The following is a 20,650-nucleotide window of genomic DNA, read 5'->3' as shown; positions in this document are numbered from 1 at the left end:
GCTTAGAATTGAGGCGACTGTCACACCGGCTCACCCGTGACCCGGCCCGTACCTCCTAGTAACTTCCAAGCAGTCCGCCACCCGCACTCCTCCTGGAGCCGTGATGCCCGAAGCCGTCATCGTTTCCGCCGCCCGCTCCCCCATCGGACGGGCCTTCAAGGGCTCGCTCAAGGATCTGCGGCCGGACGACCTCACCGCGACGATCATCCAGACCGCGCTGGCCAAGGTGCCCGAGCTGGACCCCCGGGACATCGACGACCTGATGCTCGGCTGCGGTCTGCCGGGCGGCGAGCAGGGCCACAACCTGGGCCGCATCATCGCCGTGCAGATGGGGATGGACCACCTCCCCGGCTGCACCGTTACCCGTTACTGTTCGTCGTCCCTCCAGACCTCGCGCATGGCGCTGCACGCCATCAAGGCCGGCGAGGGCGACGTCTTCATCTCGGCCGGTGTCGAGATGGTGTCCCGCTTCGTCAAGGGAAACTCCGACAGCCTGCCGGACACGCACAACCCGCTGTTCGCCGAGGCCGAGGCCCGTACCGCCTCCGTCGCCGAGAAGGGCGCCGCGGACTGGCACGACCCCCGCGAGGACGGTCTCGTCCCCGACGCGTACATCGCCATGGGCCAGACCGCCGAGAACCTGGCACGCCTCAAGGGCGTGACGCGTCAGGACATGGACGAGTTCGGTGTCCGGTCCCAGAACCTCGCCGAGGAAGCCATCAAGAAGGGCTTCTGGGAGCGCGAGATCACCCCGGTCACCACGCCGGACGGCACGGTCGTCAGCACGGACGACGGCCCGCGCGCGGGGGTCACGCTGGAGGGCGTCGAGGGCCTCAAGCCTGTCTTCCGCCCCGACGGCATGGTCACGGCGGGCAACTGCTGCCCGCTGAACGACGGTGCCGCGGCGCTGGTCATCATGAGCGACACCAAGGCCCGCGAGCTGGGCCTGACCCCGCTGGCGCGGATCGTCTCCACCGGCGTCTCCGGCCTGTCCCCCGAGATCATGGGCTACGGCCCGGTCGAGGCGTCCAACCAGGCGCTGAAGCGGGCCGGCCTGACCGCCGGGGACATCGACCTGGTCGAGATCAACGAAGCGTTCGCCGCGCAGGTCATCCCGTCGTACCGGGACCTGGGCATCCCGCTGGACAAGGTCAACGTCAACGGCGGCGCGATCGCGGTCGGCCACCCCTTCGGCATGACGGGCGCGCGCATCACGGGCACGCTGATCAACAGCCTCCAGTTCCACGACAAGCAGTTCGGCCTGGAGACGATGTGCGTGGGCGGCGGCCAGGGCATGGCGATGGTCATCGAGCGGCTGAGCTGAGCCGCAGCGGAGGGTAGGGGCTGTCCGAGGTACGAGGGCGGCACCTGCCCGCAGCGGAGGCGAAGCTCAGCGCGACCACAAGAACAGTGGCGGCTGAGCTGAGCCGGGGTCGCCCGAGGCACCAGGGGCGGCACCTGCCCGTGGCCCCGCGCAGCCCCCGCGGATGAGCCTCCGGACACGTTTTCGGGCCTCTCGGAGCTCAAGTCGTGACCGAAACTCCCCCAGGATGTGACCTATCTCCTGGGGGATCATCATTCCCCCAGGTCACAGTGGTTATCCCGCTAAACACCAGGCCCAAAGTCCTGTCCATTTCGTGACGTAATGCACTGACAGGGGGCGCGGGCTCACCCCAAGCTGAGGTAGGAAGTCGGGGGTATCGATGGAACCGGGAGTATGTCAGTGAGCGCCATGTCTTTTGCCCTGCTGCTGACCACGGCCGCCGCGACGGCTGTGGGCGCCGCAGCCCTGCACGCCGCCCACGGGCTCCGCAAGCAGGTCACCGCCCTGCGCAGCGAGCTGGCCGAGGTGCACGGCACCGGGCCGAAGGTCTCCGTGCCGCAGGCCCGCCCCACCCCCGCCGCGGAGATACGCGAGGCCGTCGCCGAGGCGCTGGCCGAGGAGCGGGAGCGCGAGCTCGCCGAGGCGCGCGCCTTCTGGGCCGCGCAGGAGTCCCGCGACGCCGCGGACGCCTCCCCGCGTCTCATCGGTGAGGCCCCCGTGACCCTGCTGGGCGGTCTGGTGGCCCCCGGGGACGAGCTCCCGTTCTACGTCCCGCGCCAGTCGGACTTCGTGGGCCTGGAGGCCATGGACTTCGAGGCCGTCGAGGCGTTCGACGACATGGCGGACCTCCCCGAGGTCACCGAGTTCGCCGAGGACTCCCCCGAGCTGGCCGCGGCCCGCCGCCGCCACCCCTCGCACCCGGACTTCGTCCCGGTCCAGACGCCGGTCGTCACCGACCACGAGCGCACGGTCTCCCGGCTGGAGGAGCTCTCCGAGAACCGCACCGAGCTCGCCGACGTCCGACCGGGCCCGCTCGGCACGCTCGACGTGTACGTCTTCGCCGACGGCACCACGCTCTGCATGACCCCTGGCCACCGCGAGACCGCTGAGCGCCTCGCCGAGGCGCTGCGGACCGGCGACACCCCGGTCCTGCTCGGCGGCTCCAGCATCTCGGGGGCGTACGCCCTCACCTTCGAGTGCGGCGAGGAGACGGTCTACATCCTGGCCGACCGCGTCATCGCCTCTCTCTGAGCCTCCCCCTCCGAGGCTCCCCAGGGGCCCTGCGGGCCCCTTCCGGGGTCTCCCGGCGGGCTCCCCCCGGAGCTCCCTCAGCGGTCCCCCCGAGCCCCCAGCACGGGGGGCCGGCCGGCCCTAGAACCCGGCCCGCGCCTCGGCCGCCCGCACCAGAACCACGGCCTCGTCCACCTCCGCCACGGAACGGGACGGGGCCGTCCGCAGCGCTTCGGCCAAATCCGTTCCGGCCACCAACAGTTGATCCGCAACTGCGAAGATGCCCGCGTCCGGCATGATCGACGGCTCCGTCTCCGGGGCCTCGACACACTGGGCCCGCCGGGCCAACTCCCTGGCCAGGTCCAGCCCTTCAGCCGCGGCGCCCCGCTGCAGACGGCTCTGCGGAGCGGCCCGCAGACGGTCGGCGAAGCGGTCCACGGCGTCGGTCAGCTCACTCGTATCCAGCACGGTTCGACCCTATGTGCACCCCACGGACTGTTGCCAATACGCGAACACTCAGGCACGGTGGCGTGAAGGAGCACACGCGCAACGCGTCCGGAGGCGCCGATGTCCCAAGTCTTCTCCGAAGAGACCCATCGAAATCTGCTCTCCCGAATCCCTCATTGCACCGGTCGTGAGATCTCCGACTGGCTCCGCGCCGTCGACGAAGGCCCTTCCCTCTTCCGCTTCGAGGAGAAGGTGAGCTGGCTCCGGAGCGAACACAACCTCGCGTACGGGCATGCCAAAGCGATCATCCACGAGTACGACCTGAGGCGCGCCGCGCGCAAACTGCTCTAGGTCTCGACGCCGAAGGGCCCGCAGGCAATGCCTGCGGGCCCTTCGTCATTGCGTGGTCGGCTAGTCGTTGCCCTGAAGGATCGACAGCAGACGCAGCATCTCCAGGTAGATCCACACCAGGGTCAGGGTGAGGCCGAAGGCCGCCAGCCACGACTCCTCGCGCGGAGCGCCGTACGTCACACCGTCCTCGACCTGCTTGAAGTCGAGGGCGAGGAAGCAGGCACCGAGGATGATGCCGATCACACCGAACAGGATGCCGAGACCGCCGCTGCGGAAGCCGAGGCCGTCACCGCCGCCGAAGACGGAGAACAGCAGGTTGGCCACCATCAGGAGCAGGAAGCCCATGGCGGCCGCCATCACGAAGCCGTAGAAACGGCGCGTGACGCGGATCCAGCGCATCTTGTAGGCGAAGAGGACACCGGCGAAGACACACATCGTGCCGAGGACGGCCTGGACCACCACACCGGGGCTGATGTAGGTGCTGACCGCGCTGGAGATGACTCCGAGGAAGACACCCTCGAACGCGGCGTAGGCCAGGATGAGCGCCGGCACCGGCTTGCGCTTGAAGGCCTGGACGAGCGACAGGACGAGAGCCACGAGGGCCGCGCCGATCGCGATGCCGTACGACTTGCCGATGTTGGCTTCGTCGACCGGCAGCAGGACCCAGGAGAGAACGGCGGTGATCACGACGGTGCCGAGCGTCATCGCGGTGCGCGAGACGACATCGTCGATGGTCATCACATCGGCGCGCGCGGGCGCCTGCGGTCCGGCACCGGTCCGGGTGTCGGCCGGGGCGTACGGGTTGGTCGCGTACGGGTTGCCGGTGCCCTGGGCGTAGGGGTTGTTTCCTACGGCGGGGCCCCCGGCCTGCGGCTGCTGCGCGTTGAAGCCGGCGTAGCCGCTGTCACGGCTGAACCCCCGTCGCGAGAAGACCGGGTTGCTGCTCCTCATCTCACTCCTTCATGGCCACCCAGCGCGGCCTTGAAGTCAAGAGTAATGCGCGAGCAAAAGAAGCACCCTAGTGCTCGGGGAGGATCTTTCCACGATCGTGACCGGCCGGAGCCCCGCCCGGGGCCTGCCGGCCGGGTCCCCGTGATGTCCGACACTTGGGTTTTCAACGATTCTGAGGGGGTAACCGGGCGTACGAGGTGCCCGGAGCCGGACTTGAACCGGCACGCCCGCGAAGGGCAGCGAGGTTTAAGCTCGCCGTGTCTGCATTCCACCATCCGGGCCAGGTGCGCGGCTCCGCGTAAGCACAGGAGCCTATCCGGGTAGATCGACGCGCCCGGCCGGCCGTGGCCCGATGTTGTCTTATTCCATTGCCGCCTGAGGGTGCGTCAGCCCAGGTCAGATGGCCTGCCGGGGCAGCGGTGCCAGCAGGTGGGCGCCACCGCACCCCCATGGGATTGACGGAAAGTCGCCGCCGCGGCCCGCCCGCCGACGGCCCTTCCCCCCACCCCGCGCCACCGGCCCCCTCTCAGGGGCACCGTCATACCAGAGGAGGAGGAGCGGAGTGCGTGGTCCGACCCAAGAGGGCCCCGGGAACGGGCACGGGGACTGACGATCCGCGGCCGCGGGGCAGACACGATGGGGTGGTCCCCGATGCTCACCCCCTGTGACAGGAGCCCTCCTCGTGACCACCACGCCCATCGCTCACCGCGCCACCGCCGTGGCCGCCCGCGCCACGGAACTGTCCAAGGTGTACGGCCAGGGCGAGACCCAGGTGGTCGCGCTCGACCGGGTCACCGTCGACTTCCAGCAGGCGCAGTTCACCGCGATCATGGGCCCCTCGGGCTCCGGCAAGTCCACGCTGATGCACTGCGTGGCCGGCCTCGACACCTTCAGCTCCGGATCCGTGCGCATCGGCGACACCGAACTCGGCACCCTCAAGGACAAGCAGCTCACCCAGCTGCGCCGCGACAAGATCGGCTTCATCTTCCAGGCGTTCAACCTGCTCCCGACGCTGACCGCCCTGGAGAACATCACGCTCCCCATGGACATCGCGGGCCGCAAGCCCGACAAGAAGTGGCTCCAGAACGTCATCGACATGGTGGGTCTGCACGACCGCCTCGGTCACCGCCCGACCCAGCTCTCCGGCGGTCAGCAGCAGCGCGTGGCCGTCGCCCGCGCACTGGCCTCCCAGCCGGAGATCATCTTCGGCGACGAGCCGACCGGAAACCTGGACTCCCGCTCCGGCGCCGAGGTGCTGGGCTTCCTGCGCAACTCGGTACGCGAACTGGGCCAGACCGTGGTGATGGTGACGCACGACCCGGTGGCCGCCTCCTACGCCGACCGGGTGATCTTCCTCGCGGACGGCCGGATCGTCGACGAGATGATCCACCCCTCCGCGGACGGCGTCCTCGACCGCATGAAGGAATTCGACGCCAAGGGCCGGACCAGCTGACCATCCGCCGATCCGTCGACCTCCGGCTCTCACCACAGGACTGACACAGACATGTTCCGTACCGCCCTGCGCAATGTGCTTGCGCACAAGGCCAGACTGCTGATGACCGTGCTCGCCGTCATGCTCGGCGTGGCCTTCGTCTCCGGCACCCTGGTCTTCACCGACACCCTCGGCAACGCCTACCGCAACCAGTCGGCCAAGAGCTACGACGACGTCGCCGTCGCCGTGACCACGTACGGCGGGCAGGACGACGGCAAGAAGTCCGGCGTCGACACCGCGACCCTGGAGAAGATCCGCGCTCTGGACGGGGTCGCCGAGGCCACCGGGCGGGTCTCCGGCTTCGCCGGGGTCGCCGATCAGGACGGCAAGCTGATCGGCAACGGCTGGTCCAACACCGGGGCGAACTACAGCCCGGGCAAGAACGGCAAGGATGCCGCGTACTCCTTCACCGACGGCTCGGGCCCGGTGAAGAACGACCAGATCGCGCTCGACAAGGACTCCGCGGCCAAGGGCAGGTACGAGGTCGGCGACACCGTGCGGGTCGCCACCAACGGGCCGGTGAAGGAGTACACCCTCGCCGGTGTCTTCACCACCGAGGACGGCGCCGTGAACGCGGGCGGCAGCCTCGTGCTGTTCGACACCGCCGTGGCGCAGAAGCTGTACCTCCAGCCCGGGTACTTCAAGGACGTCACGATCGCCGCCGAGCCGGGCGCGTCCGACGCGAAGCTCCTCGACGCCGTGCAGCCGCTGCTGCCGAAGGACTCCGAGGCGCAGACCGGCGGCGAGCTCGCCGACAAGCAGGCGAAGGACATCGAGTCCGGGCTGAGCAATCTCAACACGATGCTGCTGGCCTTCGCCGCCATCGCCCTGTTCGTCGGCGTCTTCCTGATCGCCAACACCTTCACCATGCTGGTCGCCCAGCGCACCAAGGAACTCGCCCTGCTGCGGGCCGTCGGCGCCTCCCGCCGACAGGTCAAGCGCTCGGTGATCCTGGAGGCCCTGGTCGTCGGCGTGATCGCCTCCGTCGTCGGGTTCGCGCTCGGCATCGGACTCGCCACCGGACTGCGTTCCGCGATGGGCTCGTTCGGCGCCAAGGTCCCGGCCGGACCGCTGATCGTCTCCCCCACCGCGGTGCTCTCCGCCCTCGGCGTCGGTGTCCTGATCACCGTCCTCGCCGCCTGGCTGCCCGCCCGCCGGGCCGCGAAGATCCCGCCGGTGGCGGCCATGGGCAGCGCCCATCTGCCCGCCAGCACCAAGTCGCTGGTCGTGCGCAACACCCTCGGCAGCATCATCACGCTGGGCGGCGCCGCGGCCATCTTCGGCGGCGCGGCCGTCGGCAAGGACACCGGCCGCATGCTCATCGGTGCCGGTGCCTTCCTGGCGCTGATCGGCATCATCGTGCTGATCCCGCTGCTGTCCCGCCCGGTCATCGCGCTCGCCAAGCCGCTGCTGCACCGCGTGTTCGGCGTGTCCGGCAAGCTCGCCGGCAAGAACGCGGTGCGCAACCCGCGCCGTACCGGAGCCACCGCCTCGGCGCTCGCCATCGGACTGACGCTGGTCACCGGCCTCACCGTCATCGGTGTCACGCTGGGCCAGGCCATCGACAAGATGACCACGGACAACATCCGCGCCGACTACATGGTCACCATGGCGGGCGGCGGTGCCCTCGACAAGTCCGCGCTGACCGCGCTGGAGAAGGCCGACGGCGTCACCGCGGTCTCCCCGCAGCAGGCCACCTCGGTGAAGGTCAAGGGCACCTTCCACTCCGCCTCCGCGGTCACCCCCGGCGACGTGCAGCAGGTCTTCGACCTGAAGCTCCTCTCCGGCTCGTTGGACACTCTCGGCAAGGGCGGGATCGCCGTCGCCGAGAAGACCGCGAAGTCCAACGGCTGGAAGGCCGGCGACAAGCTTCCCGTGACGGTCGGCGACGACCAGAACGGCGGCAAGTCGGCGACGAAGACGATGACGGTCGGCGCGATCTACCAGGACAACGAGTTCCTCTCGCCGGTCGTGGTGCCGACCTCGCTGGTCGCACCCTTCGAGCCCAAGCCGTACATCCCCGAGATCTGGGTGAAGACGGACGGCGGCGCGAGCAAGGCCAACGAGCAGGCGCTCGTGGACGCGCTCGGTGACAACCCGGCGATGAGCGTCATGGACCGTCAGGACATCCGCAACATGTTCGGCGGCATGATCAACACGATGCTGAACATCATGTACGGGCTGCTCGCCATGGCTCTGCTGATCGCGGTGCTCGGCGTCGTCAACACCCTCGCGATGTCCGTCTTCGAACGCCAGCAGGAGATCGGCATGCTGCGGGCGATCGGCCTGGACCGCGGCAAGGTCAAGCGCATGATCCGCCTGGAGGCGGTGGTCATCTCGCTCTTCGGCGCGGTGATCGGCGTCGGACTCGGTACGTTCCTGGCCTGGGCGATCGGCGAGACGATCCGCTCCAGCATCCCGAACTACGCCCTGGTCCTGCCGTGGGAGCGGATCGGCATCTTCCTGCTGCTGGCCGGAGTCGTCGGTGTGCTGGCCTCGCTGTGGCCGGCCCGCAGCGCCGCGCGGCTGAACATGCTGACGGCGATCAAGACGGAGTAGCCGCCCGTCCGTACAGGGGCCCCGCGACCGATCCGGTCGCGGGGCCCTTCGCGTCTCCCGGTCAGCGCCAGTCGCGGGTGCGCAACGGGAGTCCCGCGTCACCGCTCGGCGGGGTCCGCACGGCCAGGACCTGGTTGACGCCGATCTTGTTGTGCTCGAAGGCGAGGGCGCAGGCGGCCATGTAGAGACGCCAGACCCGGGCCCGTCCCGGCGAACTGTGGCGCACGGCGCGGTGCCAGTCGGCCTCCAGGTTGGCCACCCAGCGGCGCAGGGTCAGGGCGTAGTGCTCGCGGATGGACTCGACGTCCCGTACCTCGAAGCCGGCCAGTTCCAGGGTGGCGACGGTACGGCCGAGGGGGGCGAGCTCGCCGTCCGGGAACACGTACCGGTCGATGAAGTCGTCGAGACGGTAGTCGGCCTCGTCGCGCTCGGGGCGGCGCGCGATCTGGTGGTTGAGCAGCCGTCCGCCGGGCCGCAGCAGGGTCAGGAGCTGCTCGGCGTACTCCAGATAGCGGACCTGGCCGACGTGTTCGGCCATGCCGATGGACGCGATCGCGTCGTACGGGCCGTCCCTGACGTCCCGGTAGTCCTGGACGCGGATCTCGATACGGTCGGTGAGGCCGGCCTCGGCGATGCGCTTGCGGGCGTAGGCGGCCTGCTCCCGGGAGAGGGTGACGCCGGTGACCTGGGCGCCGTACTCGCGGGCCGCGTGCATCGCCAGCGAACCCCAGCCGCAGCCCACGTCGAGCAGCCGGTCGCCCGGCCGGAGCGCCAGCTTGCGGCAGACGAGGTCGAGCTTGTCCCGCTGGGCCTCCTCGAGAGTGCCGCCGTCGCTCCAGTAGGCGCACGAGTAGACCATGGACGGGCCGAGGACCTGTTCGTAGAAGCCGTTGCCCACGTCGTAGTGGTGGCTGATGGCCTGTCTGTCCCGGCGCCTGGTGTGCAACGGGCCTCTGCGGCGGCGCACTTCCTCGGGCGGCGGGGGCGGCGGCGGCAGGGCCCCGCCGATCGAGAGCAGCGCGCGGGCGGCGGTGCGCAGTCGCGGGTCGCGCACGGGATGGACGGCGGGAGCGAGATCCTCCTCGCGCTCCCAGATGATGCCGGAGAGGAGATCGAGAGCGGCGTAGAGGTCGCCTTCGACGTCGATCTCACCGGCCACCCAGGCACGGGCCAGCCCGAGCTCGCCGGGCCGCCACAGGAGCCGCCGCAGAGCCCGCCGGTGCCGTACGACGAGCACGGGCGCGCCCGGCGGCCCGGACTCCGAACCGTCCCAGGCCCGCACGCGGACCGGCAGCGGAAAACCGAGCAGTTCTTCGGCAACGGTGGTCAGCCGCAGTGCGGCGTCGGCCATGGCGAACACCTCCGTGACGGTGGGTCCCAGAAATCCACGTTTCTGAGAACAACCCGACCCTTGTGGGTGCTTCCCGTGACACGCAATGCCCAAGCAAAAGGTGTGGTCCGCACACCCATCAGGCCCCATCGGACGCGGTGTTCGAAGGACACGCCCCCCTGCGCCGCCCGGCGCCGGACATGCCGGAGGGCCGCCCGCACCACGGATGGCGGACGGCCCTCAGGGACGGATACCGCGTCAGGAAGCCTTGGCCTTCTCCGGGGCCGGCGTCGCCGCCGTCACCGCCGGAGCGGGCTTGGCCGCCTCGTAGAACTCCTCGCGCGGCGTCTCGATCGCGCCCAGGGACACGACCTCACGCTTGAGGAACATCGCCAGCGTCCAGTCGGCGAAGACACGGATCTTGCGGTTCCAGGTCGGCATCGCCATGCCGTGGTAGCCGCGGTGCATGTACCACGCCAGCCGGCCCTTGAGCTTGATCTTCATCTTGCCCATGACGATCATCGCGACGCCCTTGTGCAGGCCGAGCCCGGCGACCGCACCCTTGTTGGCGTGGCTGTACTCCTTCTGCGGGAAGCCCCGCATACCGGAGATGACGTTGTCACCGAGGATCTTCGCCTGACGCAGCGCGTGCTGAGCGTTCGGCGGGCACCAGGCGTTCTCCACGCCGGCCTTGCGGGCCGCCATGTCCGGCACCTGGGCGTTGTCGCCCGCGGCCCAGATGTAGTCGGTGCCCTGCACCTGGAGGGTGGTGGCGGTGTCGACGTGACCGCGGGGGCCGAGCGGGAGGCCGTAGCGCGCGAGCGCCGGGTTCGGCTTCACACCGGCGGTCCACACGATGGTGTTGGAGTCGACCTCGAGGCCGTTCTTCAGCACGACATGGCCGTCCACGCACGAGTCCATCGACGTCGAGAGGTAGATCTCGATGCCGCGGCCCTCGAGGTGCTCCTTGCCGTACTTGCCCAGCTTCGGGCCGACCTCGGGAAGGATCTTGTCCGCCGCGTCGACGAGGATGAACCGCATGTCCTCGCGCTTGACGCTGGCGTAGTACTTGGACGCGTCCCGCGCCAGGTCCTCGACCTCACCGATGGTCTCCGCACCGGCGAAGCCGCCGCCCACGAAGACGAAGGTCAGCGCCCGGCGGCGGACCTCCTCGTCGGTGGTCGAGTCGGCCTTGTCGAGCTGCTCCAGCACGTGGTTGCGCAGGCCGATGGCCTCCTCGATGCCCTTCATGCCGATGCCCTGCTCGGCGAGGCCGGGGATCGGGAAGGTACGGGAGACCGCGCCGAGCGCGACGACCAGGTAGTCGAACGGCAGCTCGTACGCCTCGCCGACGAGCGGCGAGATCGTGGCGACCTTGCGGTCCTGGTCGATGGTCGTGACCCGCCCGGTGAGCACCTCGGCCTTGGGCAGGACGCGTCGCAGCGGGACGACGACATGCCGGGGCGAGATGCTGCCGGCGGCAGCTTCGGGAAGGAAGGGCTGGTACGTCATGTACGAGCGCGGGTCGACGACCGTGACGGTCGCCTCGCCGTAGCGCATCTTCTTCAGAATGCGCCGGGCTGCGTACAGGCCTACGTACCCACCGCCTACTACGAGGATCCGGGGACGCTCCGTGGTGCTCATGCCATCGAGTATCCACCCCCCTCGGAGGGGGTGCTCGTGAGCCCCTTCACAAGGAGTGGACCCACCTCTGCTACACTGCGCGGCCCACGTGATGGAGGTCATGATCCCGACAGGGAACCAGGCCCCCGCCGGAGTCGTTGTTCACCCCCTGTGAGCTGCTCGCTTGAGCGAGCCCCGGGGTGAACCACCATCGCGTCCCAGCCGCCCGGCAGCCGTCCGGAACCGGCGGACCCGAGCCCGGCGGGCCCCCGTCAGGGGGCCTCGCCGACCATTCGGCCCCCTGAAGCGCCCATCAGGGACCATTTCCTTGTGAAGAACTTCACGAAGTTCGTTCGGCGGCGACGGACCAGGCGATCCCGTCCAGGATGTCGTGCTCGCTCACGACCACTTCCCGGGCCCCGATCCGCTCCATGACGGCGAGCAGGACGAGGGCTCCGGCGACGATGACGTCCACCCTCCCCGGGTGCATCACGGGGATCGCCGCCCGCTCGTCGTGGGTGGATTCCAGGAGCCGGCGCGTCACCTCGGCGACCTTCTCGTAGGAGATCCGCGCATGGTGGATCGCCGTGGAGTCGTACGCGTCGAGGCCGAGCGCGATGCCCGCGACGGTGGTCACCGAACCGGCGAGACCGACGAGGGTGCCGGCGCCCCTCAGCGGGACGGTCAGCTCCGCGAGGTCGAGCGCCGCCTCGATGTCCGTCCTTATGGCGGCGACCTCGGCGGCGGCCGGCGGATCGCTGCGCACATGGCGTTCGGTCAGCCGTACGCAGCCGATGTCGACGGACCGGGCGGCCTCGACGGCGTGCCGCCCGATGACGAACTCGGTGGACCCGCCGCCGATGTCGACGACCAGGCGCTCCTCGTCGCCGGCGAGCTCCTTGGTGGCGCCGGTGAAGGAGAACTCCGCCTCCTGGTCACCGGTGATCACCTCGGGCTCGACGCCGAGGATGTCGAGGACGCCCCGGACGAAGTCGTCCCGGTTCTCGGCGTCCCGGGAGGCGGAGGTGGCGACGAAGCGTACCCTCTGCGCGCCGTGCTCCTTGATGATGTCCGCGTACTCGCGGCAGGCCGCGAAGGTGCGCTCCAGTGCCTCGGGGGCGAGCCGGCCGGTGCGGTCGACGCCCTGGCCGAGGCGGACGATGGTCATCCGGCGGTCGAGGTCCACGAGTTCGCCCGTGGCCGGGTCCGCGTCGGCGACGAGCAGGCGGATCGAGTTCGTGCCGCAGTCGACGGCGGCGACCCTCGTCATGCCGGACCGTCCGTGTCGCCGGCGCCGGCCGCTGTGTCCGCCGCCGTGCCCGCGGCCGCCGTATCCGGCTCGTCCGCGATCCCCGCGGAGACGCACGGGCCCTTGCGCCACCACTCCGGCAGCATCGCGATCGCCTCGTCGCCCAGCGGGTTGACCCCCGGGCCCGCCGCGAGCGAGTGGCCCACCAGGACGTGCAGGCACTTCACCCGGTCCGGCATACCGCCCGCGCTCGGGAAGTTCGCCAGGACCTCGATGGCGTCACGGCGCGCGATGTAGTCCTCGTGGGCCGCCCGGTAGGCCGCCGCCAGTTCGGGATCCGTGGCGAGGCGCTCGGTCATCTCCTTCATCACGCCGTTCGCCTCCAGCGTGCCGATCGCCGACGCCGCCCTCGGGCAGGTCAGGTAGTACAGCGTCGGGAACGGGGTGCCGTCCGGAAGCCGGGGCGCCGTCTCGACGACATCGGGCTGCCCGCAGGGACAGCGGTGCGCGATGGCGCGCAGTCCGCGCGGCGGACGCCCGAGCTGCTCCTTGAACGCGGCGATGTCCGCGTCGGTGGGCTCGGTCGGATCGGTGTGGGGAGGAGGGGTTTCCATGCCTGCCTTGGCTCTACGGTTCTACGGTTCTACTGGCGTGCGGTGCCGTCTACCGGCGGTCGGCGGTGTCGACGCCGTCCCAGACGTTGGAGTACCAGGGACGGTCGGCCGCCCCCTCCTCCGTACGGCGCTTCTCCGCGACTTCGGGGTCGATCATGGTGTAGCCGGTCTCGCCCGGCATCACGTAGTGCAGATGCTCGCGGGCCAGCCGCTTGATGTACATGTCGTCCTGGAGGCGCGCCTTCTCGTCGCGCAGCTCCTCGACCTGCTGCTCCGCCTCGGCCATCCGGCGCCTCTGCTCGGCCATGTCGGAACGCTGGGAGACGTACTGCCGCATGGGATAGGCGAGGGCGACGACGAGGGAACAGACGATCAGGGCGAGGAACGCCGCACGGCCGGTGAGCCGGGAGCGACGGGCCTGCCGCCGGGTCTGGGAGCGGTAGACACGAGCCGCGGTCTGCTCGCCGAGCAGCCGCAGCCTGGTCGCGGTGGAGAACCGATCGCGGTCCTTCGCGGCCATGTCCTGCCTCCCCTGTTACGTGCGCACGTCCCCGGACACGGTACGGGACCGCGGCCGGGGACGTGTGGACGACTTGCTAGCCGCTAGGCCAGGACCTAGCCCTTGAAGCGGGGGAAGGCGCTGCGGCCGGCGTACACCGCGGCGTCGTCGAGGATCTCCTCGATGCGCAGCAGCTGGTTGTACTTGGCGACGCGCTCGGAGCGGGCCGGGGCGCCGGTCTTGATCTGGCCGCAGTTGGTGGCGACGGCGAGGTCGGCGATGGTGACGTCCTCGGTCTCACCGGAGCGGTGGGACATCATGCACTTGAAGCCGTTGCGCTGGGCCAGCTCGACGGCGTCCAGGGTCTCGGTCAGCGAACCGATCTGGTTGACCTTGACGAGCAGAGCGTTGGCCGAGCCCTCCTCGATACCGCGGGCGAGGCGCTCGGGGTTGGTGACGAACAGGTCGTCGCCGACGATCTGGACCTTGCTGCCCAGCTTGTCGTGCAGGACCTTCCAGCCCGCCCAGTCGTCCTCGAACAGCGGGTCCTCGATGGAGACCAGCGGGTAGGAGGCGACGAGCTCCTCGTAGTACTCGGTCATCTCGGCGGCCGAGCGGGACTTGCCCTCGAACTCGTACGTGCCGTCCTTGTAGAACTCGGACGCGGCGACGTCGAGCGCGAGCGCGATGTCCTTGCCGGGGGCGTAGCCGGCTTCCTTGATGGCCTCGAGGATCAGGTCCAGCGCGGCGCGGTTGGAGTCGAGGTTCGGCGCGAAGCCGCCCTCGTCGCCGAGACCGGTCGACAGACCCTTGGTCTTCAGCACCTTCTTCAGGGTGTGGTAGACCTCGGCGCCCCAGCGCAGGGCCTCGGAGAAGGACTCCGCGCCGATCGGTGCGATCATGAACTCCTGGATGTCCACGTTGGAGTCGGCGTGCGAGCCGCCGTTCAGGATGTTCATCATCGGAACGGGCAGCAGGTGCGCGTTCGGGCCGCCCAGGTAGCGGAAGAGCGGCAGGTCGGAGGCCTCGGAGGCGGCGTGGGCCACGGCGAGCGAGACGCCGAGGATGGCGTTGGCGCCGAGCGAGGACTTGTCCGGGGTGGCGTCCAGGTCGAACATCGCCTGGTCGATCAGGCGCTGCTCGGTGGCGTCGTAGCCGACGAGCTCCGGGCCGATCTGCTCGATGACGGCGAGGACGGCCTTCTCGACACCCTTGCCCTGGTAGCGGTTCTGGTCACCGTCGCGGAGCTCGAGAGCCTCGAACGCACCGGTGGATGCGCCGGACGGAACTGCAGCACGACCCGTGCTGCCGTCGTCGAGGCCAACCTCGACCTCGACCGTGGGGTTGCCTCGGGAGTCCAGGATTTCCCGGGCTACGACGACGTCGATGGACGGCACGAGCATCTCCTTCTGGGATGTGACGCTTGGAGTGCAGGGTCTCATTGGCCTTGCGGCACGAGCCTAACCGGCGGCGGGGCATCAGCCGCCCGATGCCCGCCTCCTGGGACGAAAAAGGGCATGAACAGCGGGTGCTGGGGACAAAACGCCCCCAATCTACCCATGGGTAACAGAGAGAACCCCGGCCCGGCGCGTACGGGGGATGCGCTCCGGACCGGGGTGGTCTGTTTCCCCGGGGGGAGTGTCCGCGAAGCGCCGTCCTCCGCCCGAAGGGCGAACCGGACGAGACCTCGGGGACACCACAGGCGGGCCGGCGCTCGCGCGCCGGCCCGTGCGGGGTCAGCTCAGGTGGAGCTGCTGACCCGGGTGGATCACGTCGGCGTCGGTGACGACGCCCTTGTTCAGGTCGAACAGCTTCTTCCAGCCGCCCTTGACCTTCTCGGCCTTGGCGATCTTACTGAGGGTGTCACCGGCCTTGACCTTGTACTCGCCGTCGCCCTTCTTGAAGGACTTGGCGGCCGGCTTCGAGGACTTCGCCGGGGCGGGGGCCTCGGAGCGCTCGGAGCGGGTGGTCGGGGCCTCGGCGCGCTGCTGCGGCTGGGCTTCCTGCGCGGAGCCGGCGTCGTTGGCGGCGTTGGACAGGTTCACGCCGCAGTTCGGCCATGCACCCTTGCCCTGGCCCGCGAGGACCTTCTCGGCTATCTGGATCTGCTGCGCCTTCGAGGCCTGGTCGGCGGTCGAGGCGAACTGGGTACCGCCGTACGCGGCCCAGGTGGAGGCGGAGAACTGCAGGCCGCCGTAGTACCCGTTACCCGTGTTGATCGACCAGTTGCCGCCGGCCTCGCACTGCGCGACCTGGTCCCACTCGGACGTGGTCGCGGCGGAGGCGGTGGTGGCGCCGAGCAGCGGGGCGGCGACTGCCGCACCGGTGACACCGGCGAGCGTGGCGATACGGGTGGCCTTGGACGGGCGACGGTGCTTGGCCTTGCCGGAAAACAGCATGGAACATCTCTCTCACCGACGCCTACGAGGTGAGCTGTCGGGTTCGGGCCAAGTGAGTTGCCCGGCCGCGCAGTCGTGCGCACGGCTCCACCCCAAGCCGGTACCCGCAGTTCATCCTCAACTGCCGGGGCCGGCGCTTACCTTGGTTCCCCCGCTCCTGCCTACGGCGCATACGCGTCGACTACTCCCCCCGACCGACGGCAGGATTCGGCGTGACGGTCAGCGGTGCCCGCGATGGCGAACGGTTCAGACCGTAAACACAGAGCTCCCCGATGTTCAAAGACGAACATCGGGGAGAAAACGCCCATCCCGCCCCTCCGGGACCATGCGTTTCTGCAGGTCGAGGGCGGAATGCCCCGTTCCGCCGGGCAAGATGGGCGAGTTGCCGCAAAGAGACCCTTGTCTCAGTTGCACGATTCGGACAAAGGCGCCTGTACTGCCCCTACTTCAGGTCGAGCTCCAGGCTCTGGCCAGGCAGGATCAGGTCGGGGTCGTCACCGACGGTCTCCGCGTTCGCCTTGTAAAGGGAACTCCACCCTCCGGGCAGCTTCTGCGCGGTCGCGATGGCCGACAGGGAGTCGCCGGGGCGGACGGTGTACGAACCGGGCGCGGCCTCCGCGTCGTTCGTCTCGGCCGGCTTGCCGGCCTCATCGGCCGCGCCCTCGCCGTCGCGTGCCGCATCGTCACCTCGCGAGGCGTGACGCCCCGCTTCACGCTCATTGCCCGTATTGCCCGGCTCGGCCGTTCCGGTCGACCCGGTCGCCTCCGGCTCCGTCGGCTCGGCGGCGGGTTCGCCGCGGTGCTTGCCGGTGGCGCTGCCGCTGTCGCCGGTCCCGCTGTTGCCGATGCCCTGTGTCGGCGCCGGGGCGGGCTCGGCCGTCTCGGAGGGCGAGGCGGACTTCGAGGGCGCCAGCGAGGCGAGGGGGTCGTCGGACGTCGCACCCTGCTCCGCGGGGGCCGAGGCGCCCGGGTCGACACCGGCGCCGGTGCCGCCCTGCGTCAGCCCGGCGATGCCCGCGCAGGTCGCCCAGGCTTCGGGGCCCTGGGCCTCCAGGACCTTCTCGGCGACGGCTATCTGCTGGGAGCGGCTGGCGAGGTCGGCGCGGTCCGCGTAGTCCGTGCCGCCGAAGTCCTCCCACGTCTCCTGGGCGATCTGCAGACCGCCGTAGTAGCCGTTGTCCATGTCGGCGCTCCACTGGCCGCCGCTCTCGCAGGCCGCCACGCGGTCCCAGGTGGCGGCGTCGGCGGCGGAGGCCGAACCCGCACCGAGAAGGGGGATCGCGATGGCCGATCCCGTCACCCCTGCCGCGACAACGATGGCCGGAGCCTGACGGGGACGACGGTGACGACCTTGGCCGGAAAGCATGCGGGTGCCCTTCGAGTGACTACAGAACAACTGATGTCTTCTGAGACGACCGTGAAAGTAGCCGGATTCGATCGTGTGTCACAAGTCGATGCAGCGGAGATCACGTGAAAGTCACAGTCTTGACGGGTCGTCAGCTGCGTCCAGGTGTGAACTCAACGGGCAGGCTTCGCAATCCACGCATAATGAGACCTCCGCGCCAGCGCAAATCGGCCGGATCGCCCGCAAGCCGCAAGTCCGGCATTCTCCGGAGCAGCGTGGCGATCGCGGTCTGTCCCTCCAGCCGGGCCAGCGGTGCGCCGAGGCAGTAGTGGATGCCGTGCCCGTAACCGAGGTGCTGGTTGTCGCGCCGGGAGAGGTCGAGCGCGTCGGGGTCCGTGAACCGCTCCGGGTCCCGGTCGGCGGCCGCGAGCACCACGAGCACCGGGTCGCCCGAGGCGATCTCCTGGCCGCCGATGACGAGGGACTCCGTGGCGAAGCGCCAGGTGGCGAGCTCCACGGGGCCGTCGTAGCGCAGGAGTTCCTCCACGCCGGTCTCCAGCAGCGCGCTCTCCCCGGCGGCGAGGGAGGCCTGCAGCCGCTCGCGCTGCTCCGGGTGGCGCAGCAGCGCGTACACACCGTTCCCGATGAGGTTCACCGTCGTCTCGAAACCGGCGAACAGCAGGATGAAGGCCATCGCGGCGGCCTCGTTCTCGGTGAGGTGCTCGCCGTGGTCGCTCGCCCGGATCAGCCCGGAGATCAGATCGTCGCCGGGATCCTCACGCTTGCGGTGGATCAGCTCGGCGAGATACCCCCGCATCTTCTTCACCGACCGCGCGACACCTCCGCGCGGGCCGCCGCCGTGACGGATCATCATGCCCGCCCAGTCCCGGAAGTCGTCCTGGTCCTCCGGCGGGACACCGAGCAGATCGCAGATGGCGTAGATGGGGAGCGGAAAGGCGAACTCGTGGATGAGGTCCGCCTCTCCCTTTTCCACGAAGCCGTCGATGAGCTGATCGGTCAACTGTTGAACACGCGGGACGAATTCGGCGACCCGCCGCGGGGTGAACGCCTTGGAGACGAGCCGCCGCAGCCGGGTGTGGTCGGGCGGGTCGATATTGAGCAGATGCGTCATCAGCTCGGCCTTGCGCTCGCCGGGAATTCCCGTCTTCCCCTTCGCGTGCGCGGGCTCGTCGTGGTGCGCGGGATTCTTCGACAGGCGCTGGTCGGCGAGCGCCTGCTTGGCGTCGGCGTACCGGGTCACGAGCCACGCCTCCACCCCGCTGGGCAGCCGGGTGCGGTGCACGGGCGCGTGCTCGCGGAGCCAGGCGTACGCGGGATAGGGGTCGGTGGCGAACTCCCAGGTGAACAGCTCGGGCCGGTCGGTCACCGCTCGACGGCCTTGATCTCGTCCCGGTAGACGCGGGCGGCGGCACGCAGCGCCGCCTCCGGGTCGACCCCGGCCGCCTCGGCGCGGACGGCCGCGGCCAGCAGCTCGTAGCCGATTCCCTCGCCGGACGGGAGCGGCACGTCGAGCCCCGCCGTACGCACCCGGGACGCCAGCTTGGCCGCGAGCGCCAGGCCCGGCTGGCCGAGCGGCACGCCATCGGTCACCGAGTCGCGCTGCTTCTCGATCGCCTTCGTGCGGAGCCAGTGCTCCTTCACGTCCTCCGGGGTCTCGGCCTTCTCGTCGCCGAAGACATGCGGATGCCGGTGGATCAGCTTCTCGACGATCGTGCCCGCGACATCGTCGATCGAGAACGGCTCGGCGCCGTCCTCCTCGCGGCCCTCCTGCGCGATGCGCGCGTGGAAGATCACCTGGAGCAGGACGTCCCCGAGCTCCTCACGCAGCTCGTCCCGGTCCCCCTCCTCGATCGCCTCGACGAGTTCGTACGCCTCCTCGATCCCGTACTTCGCGAGACCGCGGTGGGTCTGCTGCGACGACCACGGGCACTCGATACGGATGCGGTCCATGACCTGCACCAGATCGAGCAGCCGCGCGCCCGGGAGGTCGTACGAGCCGGGCAGCAGCTCCAGGTCCGGCATCTGCACCCGGCCCGAGCCGGCGAGCCGGGCGAGCCCGTCGGTCAGCGTCTGATCACCCTCACCGGAAGGCACGACCACGACGGTGGCGCCGCCCTCGCAGGCGGCGAGGAGTTCCTCGGCGCTCGGCGCGGCGATCTCCACGGCGACACCGGCCTCGCGGAGGTAGGGCAGCTGCGGGTGCGAGGCATCGGCGCACAGCACCCGGTCGGCCGCCTGCAGCGTCTGCCAGGCGGGCCAGGACAGCAGTCCGGGGGCGACGCGATGGCTGGCGGTGAGCAGAACGATGCGGCCGGGAGAAGGGGTGTGTGTGGTCACCCCTCGAACCTACCCCGCGCTACGCACCCGTCTCGACGGGCTCCTGCGCCTTGGTGACCTGGGCGATCCAGGGCGCCTTGTAGTCGCCGAGTTCGAGCTTCTTGTTGTCCCAGACACCGAAGCGCGGGTTGACGTCGATGTCGAGCTCGGTGGCGGCGGCCGTGAAGGCGTCGTTCAGCTTCTGCTGGCCCTCGGGGGTGTTGCCGGCGCCGAGCGAGGCGGCGAGCTTGCTGACGAGGAGGTCGCGGCGGACGACGTCGTCCAGCTGTCCCGGAGCGACACCGCGCTGCTGGAGATACATGGCGGCGAGCTGCTCCTCCCCACCGGACTGCTGCACGAGGGCGGCCCGCCCGTCCTGGATCTCCTTGCGGCTGACCCGCACCCCGGCGTCCTTCGCGGCACGCTCGACGACCTGCTCGACGATGAGGTCGTAGAGCTTGGCCCGGCTGAGCTGCCCGCTCTCCTTGATGAGCTGGGCGGACTGCGGGGAACTCTGCTGCGCGGTGCGGACGTCCTTCACCTTCGCCTGGACGGTGGACACGTCGATCCGCTCCCCACCGACGACGGCGGCGGCGCCGGGGTGAGCCTCGTTCCCGCAGCCGGCAAGGAGCGGCGCGGCGACGAGAAGCGCGGCGGAGACGGTGATCGCGGTACGACGACGGCGGTGCAAGGGAGCCTCCCGGCGTGATTGTGCGGCGGTGCACAAAGTCCTGCGGTGATCGATGGTAGGCAGTCCAGGGGGTCTGGGCCACTGGTTCGACCAACGATTCGGTGGCGGATCCGGGTGCGTCATGCGCGCGGATCACAAGAACCGGCGGGCCGCGCTGCCCGGGGACGTACCACCCGGCCGGGGGTCAGGCCCGGTATGGCTCGAATGCG

General features: G+C 69.9%; 18 protein-coding genes, 1 tRNA gene and 1 riboswitch. Of the genes, 5 read left to right on the top strand and 14 right to left on the bottom strand.

The annotated features are described in order from the left end of the window. Positions 1-103 precede the first annotated feature (103 nt). Entirely contained in the window at positions 104-1,324 is a 1,221-nt protein-coding gene (locus ACFWU3_RS09335; protein ID WP_313945911.1) for an acetyl-CoA C-acetyltransferase, read from the top strand. A gap of 408 nt (positions 1,325-1,732) precedes the next feature. Further along, positions 1,733-2,575: a hypothetical protein gene (locus ACFWU3_RS09330; RefSeq protein ID WP_356705566.1), complete on the top strand. Its 843-nt coding sequence runs from the start codon at positions 1,733-1,735 to the stop codon at positions 2,573-2,575. 120 nt (positions 2,576-2,695) lie between these two features. On the opposite strand, the gene ACFWU3_RS09325 is transcribed toward ACFWU3_RS09330, so the two are convergent. Further along, positions 2,696-3,022 (bottom strand): hypothetical protein, encoded by a 327-nt coding sequence (locus ACFWU3_RS09325; protein ID WP_384433514.1) that lies wholly within the window; start codon positions 3,020-3,022, stop codon positions 2,696-2,698. Between the two features lie 99 nt (positions 3,023-3,121). Here ACFWU3_RS09325 and ACFWU3_RS09320 point away from each other — a divergent pair, with 99 nt between their 5' ends. Then, the gene (locus ACFWU3_RS09320; RefSeq protein WP_313945908.1) at positions 3,122-3,352 is read left to right on the top strand and encodes a DUF4287 domain-containing protein; all 231 of its coding nucleotides are present in this window, start codon (positions 3,122-3,124) and stop codon (positions 3,350-3,352) included. Between the two features lie 60 nt (positions 3,353-3,412). Here the strand turns inward: ACFWU3_RS09320 and ACFWU3_RS09315 are convergent, their stop codons facing one another. Beyond that, on the bottom strand, positions 3,413-4,303 hold the full coding sequence (locus ACFWU3_RS09315; protein ID WP_384433511.1) for a Bax inhibitor-1/YccA family protein: 891 nt from the start codon (positions 4,301-4,303) through the stop codon (positions 3,413-3,415). A 198-nt stretch (positions 4,304-4,501) separates the two neighbouring features. Next, positions 4,502-4,584 (bottom strand) — tRNA-Leu (locus ACFWU3_RS09310). Between the two features lie 401 nt (positions 4,585-4,985). Here ACFWU3_RS09310 and ACFWU3_RS09305 point away from each other — a divergent pair. Further along, a complete protein-coding gene (locus tag ACFWU3_RS09305) occupies positions 4,986-5,756 on the top strand; it encodes an ABC transporter ATP-binding protein (RefSeq protein WP_384433508.1) in 771 nt (256 codons plus the stop codon). A 51-nt stretch (positions 5,757-5,807) separates the two neighbouring features. Then, positions 5,808-8,354: an ABC transporter permease gene (locus tag ACFWU3_RS09300; RefSeq protein WP_384433505.1), complete on the top strand. Its 2,547-nt coding sequence runs from the start codon at positions 5,808-5,810 to the stop codon at positions 8,352-8,354. 61 nt (positions 8,355-8,415) lie between these two features. Here ACFWU3_RS09300 and ACFWU3_RS09295 read toward each other — a convergent pair whose 3' ends face one another. The 11 genes from ACFWU3_RS09295 to ACFWU3_RS09245 form a co-directional block, all read right to left on the bottom strand. Then, positions 8,416-9,705, bottom strand: coding sequence for a class I SAM-dependent methyltransferase (locus ACFWU3_RS09295; RefSeq protein ID WP_384433502.1), 1,290 nt, complete (start codon positions 9,703-9,705; stop codon positions 8,416-8,418). 237 nt (positions 9,706-9,942) lie between these two features. After that, positions 9,943-11,328: an NAD(P)/FAD-dependent oxidoreductase gene (locus tag ACFWU3_RS09290; RefSeq protein WP_327683479.1), complete on the bottom strand. Its 1,386-nt coding sequence runs from the start codon at positions 11,326-11,328 to the stop codon at positions 9,943-9,945. Positions 11,329-11,647: 319 nt separating this feature from the next. Then, positions 11,648-12,577 carry an exopolyphosphatase gene (locus ACFWU3_RS09285; RefSeq protein ID WP_384433498.1) on the bottom strand — a complete coding sequence of 310 codons (930 nt, stop codon included), beginning with the start codon at positions 12,575-12,577 and terminating at the stop codon, positions 11,648-11,650. Next, positions 12,574-13,170: a DUF501 domain-containing protein gene (locus tag ACFWU3_RS09280; RefSeq protein WP_384433495.1), complete on the bottom strand. Its 597-nt coding sequence runs from the start codon at positions 13,168-13,170 to the stop codon at positions 12,574-12,576. Before ACFWU3_RS09280 ends, ACFWU3_RS09285 begins: the two co-directional genes overlap by 4 nt. A gap of 49 nt (positions 13,171-13,219) precedes the next feature. Beyond that, positions 13,220-13,690, bottom strand: coding sequence for a septum formation initiator family protein (locus ACFWU3_RS09275; protein ID WP_384433492.1), 471 nt, complete (start codon positions 13,688-13,690; stop codon positions 13,220-13,222). Between the two features lie 95 nt (positions 13,691-13,785). Beyond that, the gene (gene eno, locus ACFWU3_RS09270) at positions 13,786-15,072 is read right to left on the bottom strand and encodes a phosphopyruvate hydratase (protein WP_340473506.1); all 1,287 of its coding nucleotides are present in this window, start codon (positions 15,070-15,072) and stop codon (positions 13,786-13,788) included. 333 nt (positions 15,073-15,405) lie between these two features. After that, positions 15,406-16,068, bottom strand: coding sequence for a transglycosylase family protein (locus ACFWU3_RS09265; protein ID WP_384433489.1), 663 nt, complete (start codon positions 16,066-16,068; stop codon positions 15,406-15,408). A 4-nt stretch (positions 16,069-16,072) separates the two neighbouring features. Next, positions 16,073-16,247: riboswitch (cyclic di-AMP (ydaO/yuaA leader) on the bottom strand. A gap of 263 nt (positions 16,248-16,510) precedes the next feature. Beyond that, positions 16,511-17,434 (bottom strand): transglycosylase family protein, encoded by a 924-nt coding sequence (locus ACFWU3_RS09260; RefSeq protein ID WP_384433486.1) that lies wholly within the window; start codon positions 17,432-17,434, stop codon positions 16,511-16,513. A 130-nt stretch (positions 17,435-17,564) separates the two neighbouring features. Continuing rightward, the gene (locus tag ACFWU3_RS09255; RefSeq protein WP_384433483.1) at positions 17,565-18,800 is read right to left on the bottom strand and encodes a cytochrome P450; all 1,236 of its coding nucleotides are present in this window, start codon (positions 18,798-18,800) and stop codon (positions 17,565-17,567) included. After that, complete coding sequence (locus ACFWU3_RS09250; protein ID WP_384433480.1) at positions 18,797-19,771, bottom strand: nucleoside triphosphate pyrophosphohydrolase; 975 nt, start codon at positions 19,769-19,771, stop codon at positions 18,797-18,799. Before ACFWU3_RS09250 ends, ACFWU3_RS09255 begins: the two co-directional genes overlap by 4 nt. 19 nt (positions 19,772-19,790) lie before the next feature. Then, positions 19,791-20,441, bottom strand: a complete 651-nt coding sequence (locus ACFWU3_RS09245; RefSeq protein WP_384433477.1) for a SurA N-terminal domain-containing protein — start codon at positions 20,439-20,441, stop codon at positions 19,791-19,793. Positions 20,442-20,650: the final 209 nt, after the last annotated feature.

The sequence above is a fragment of the Streptomyces sp. NPDC058685 genome (assembly GCF_042714725.1).
GTDB lineage: Bacteria > Actinomycetota > Actinomycetes > Streptomycetales > Streptomycetaceae > Streptomyces.
This window is presented reverse-complemented; position numbering and strand designations above follow the sequence as displayed.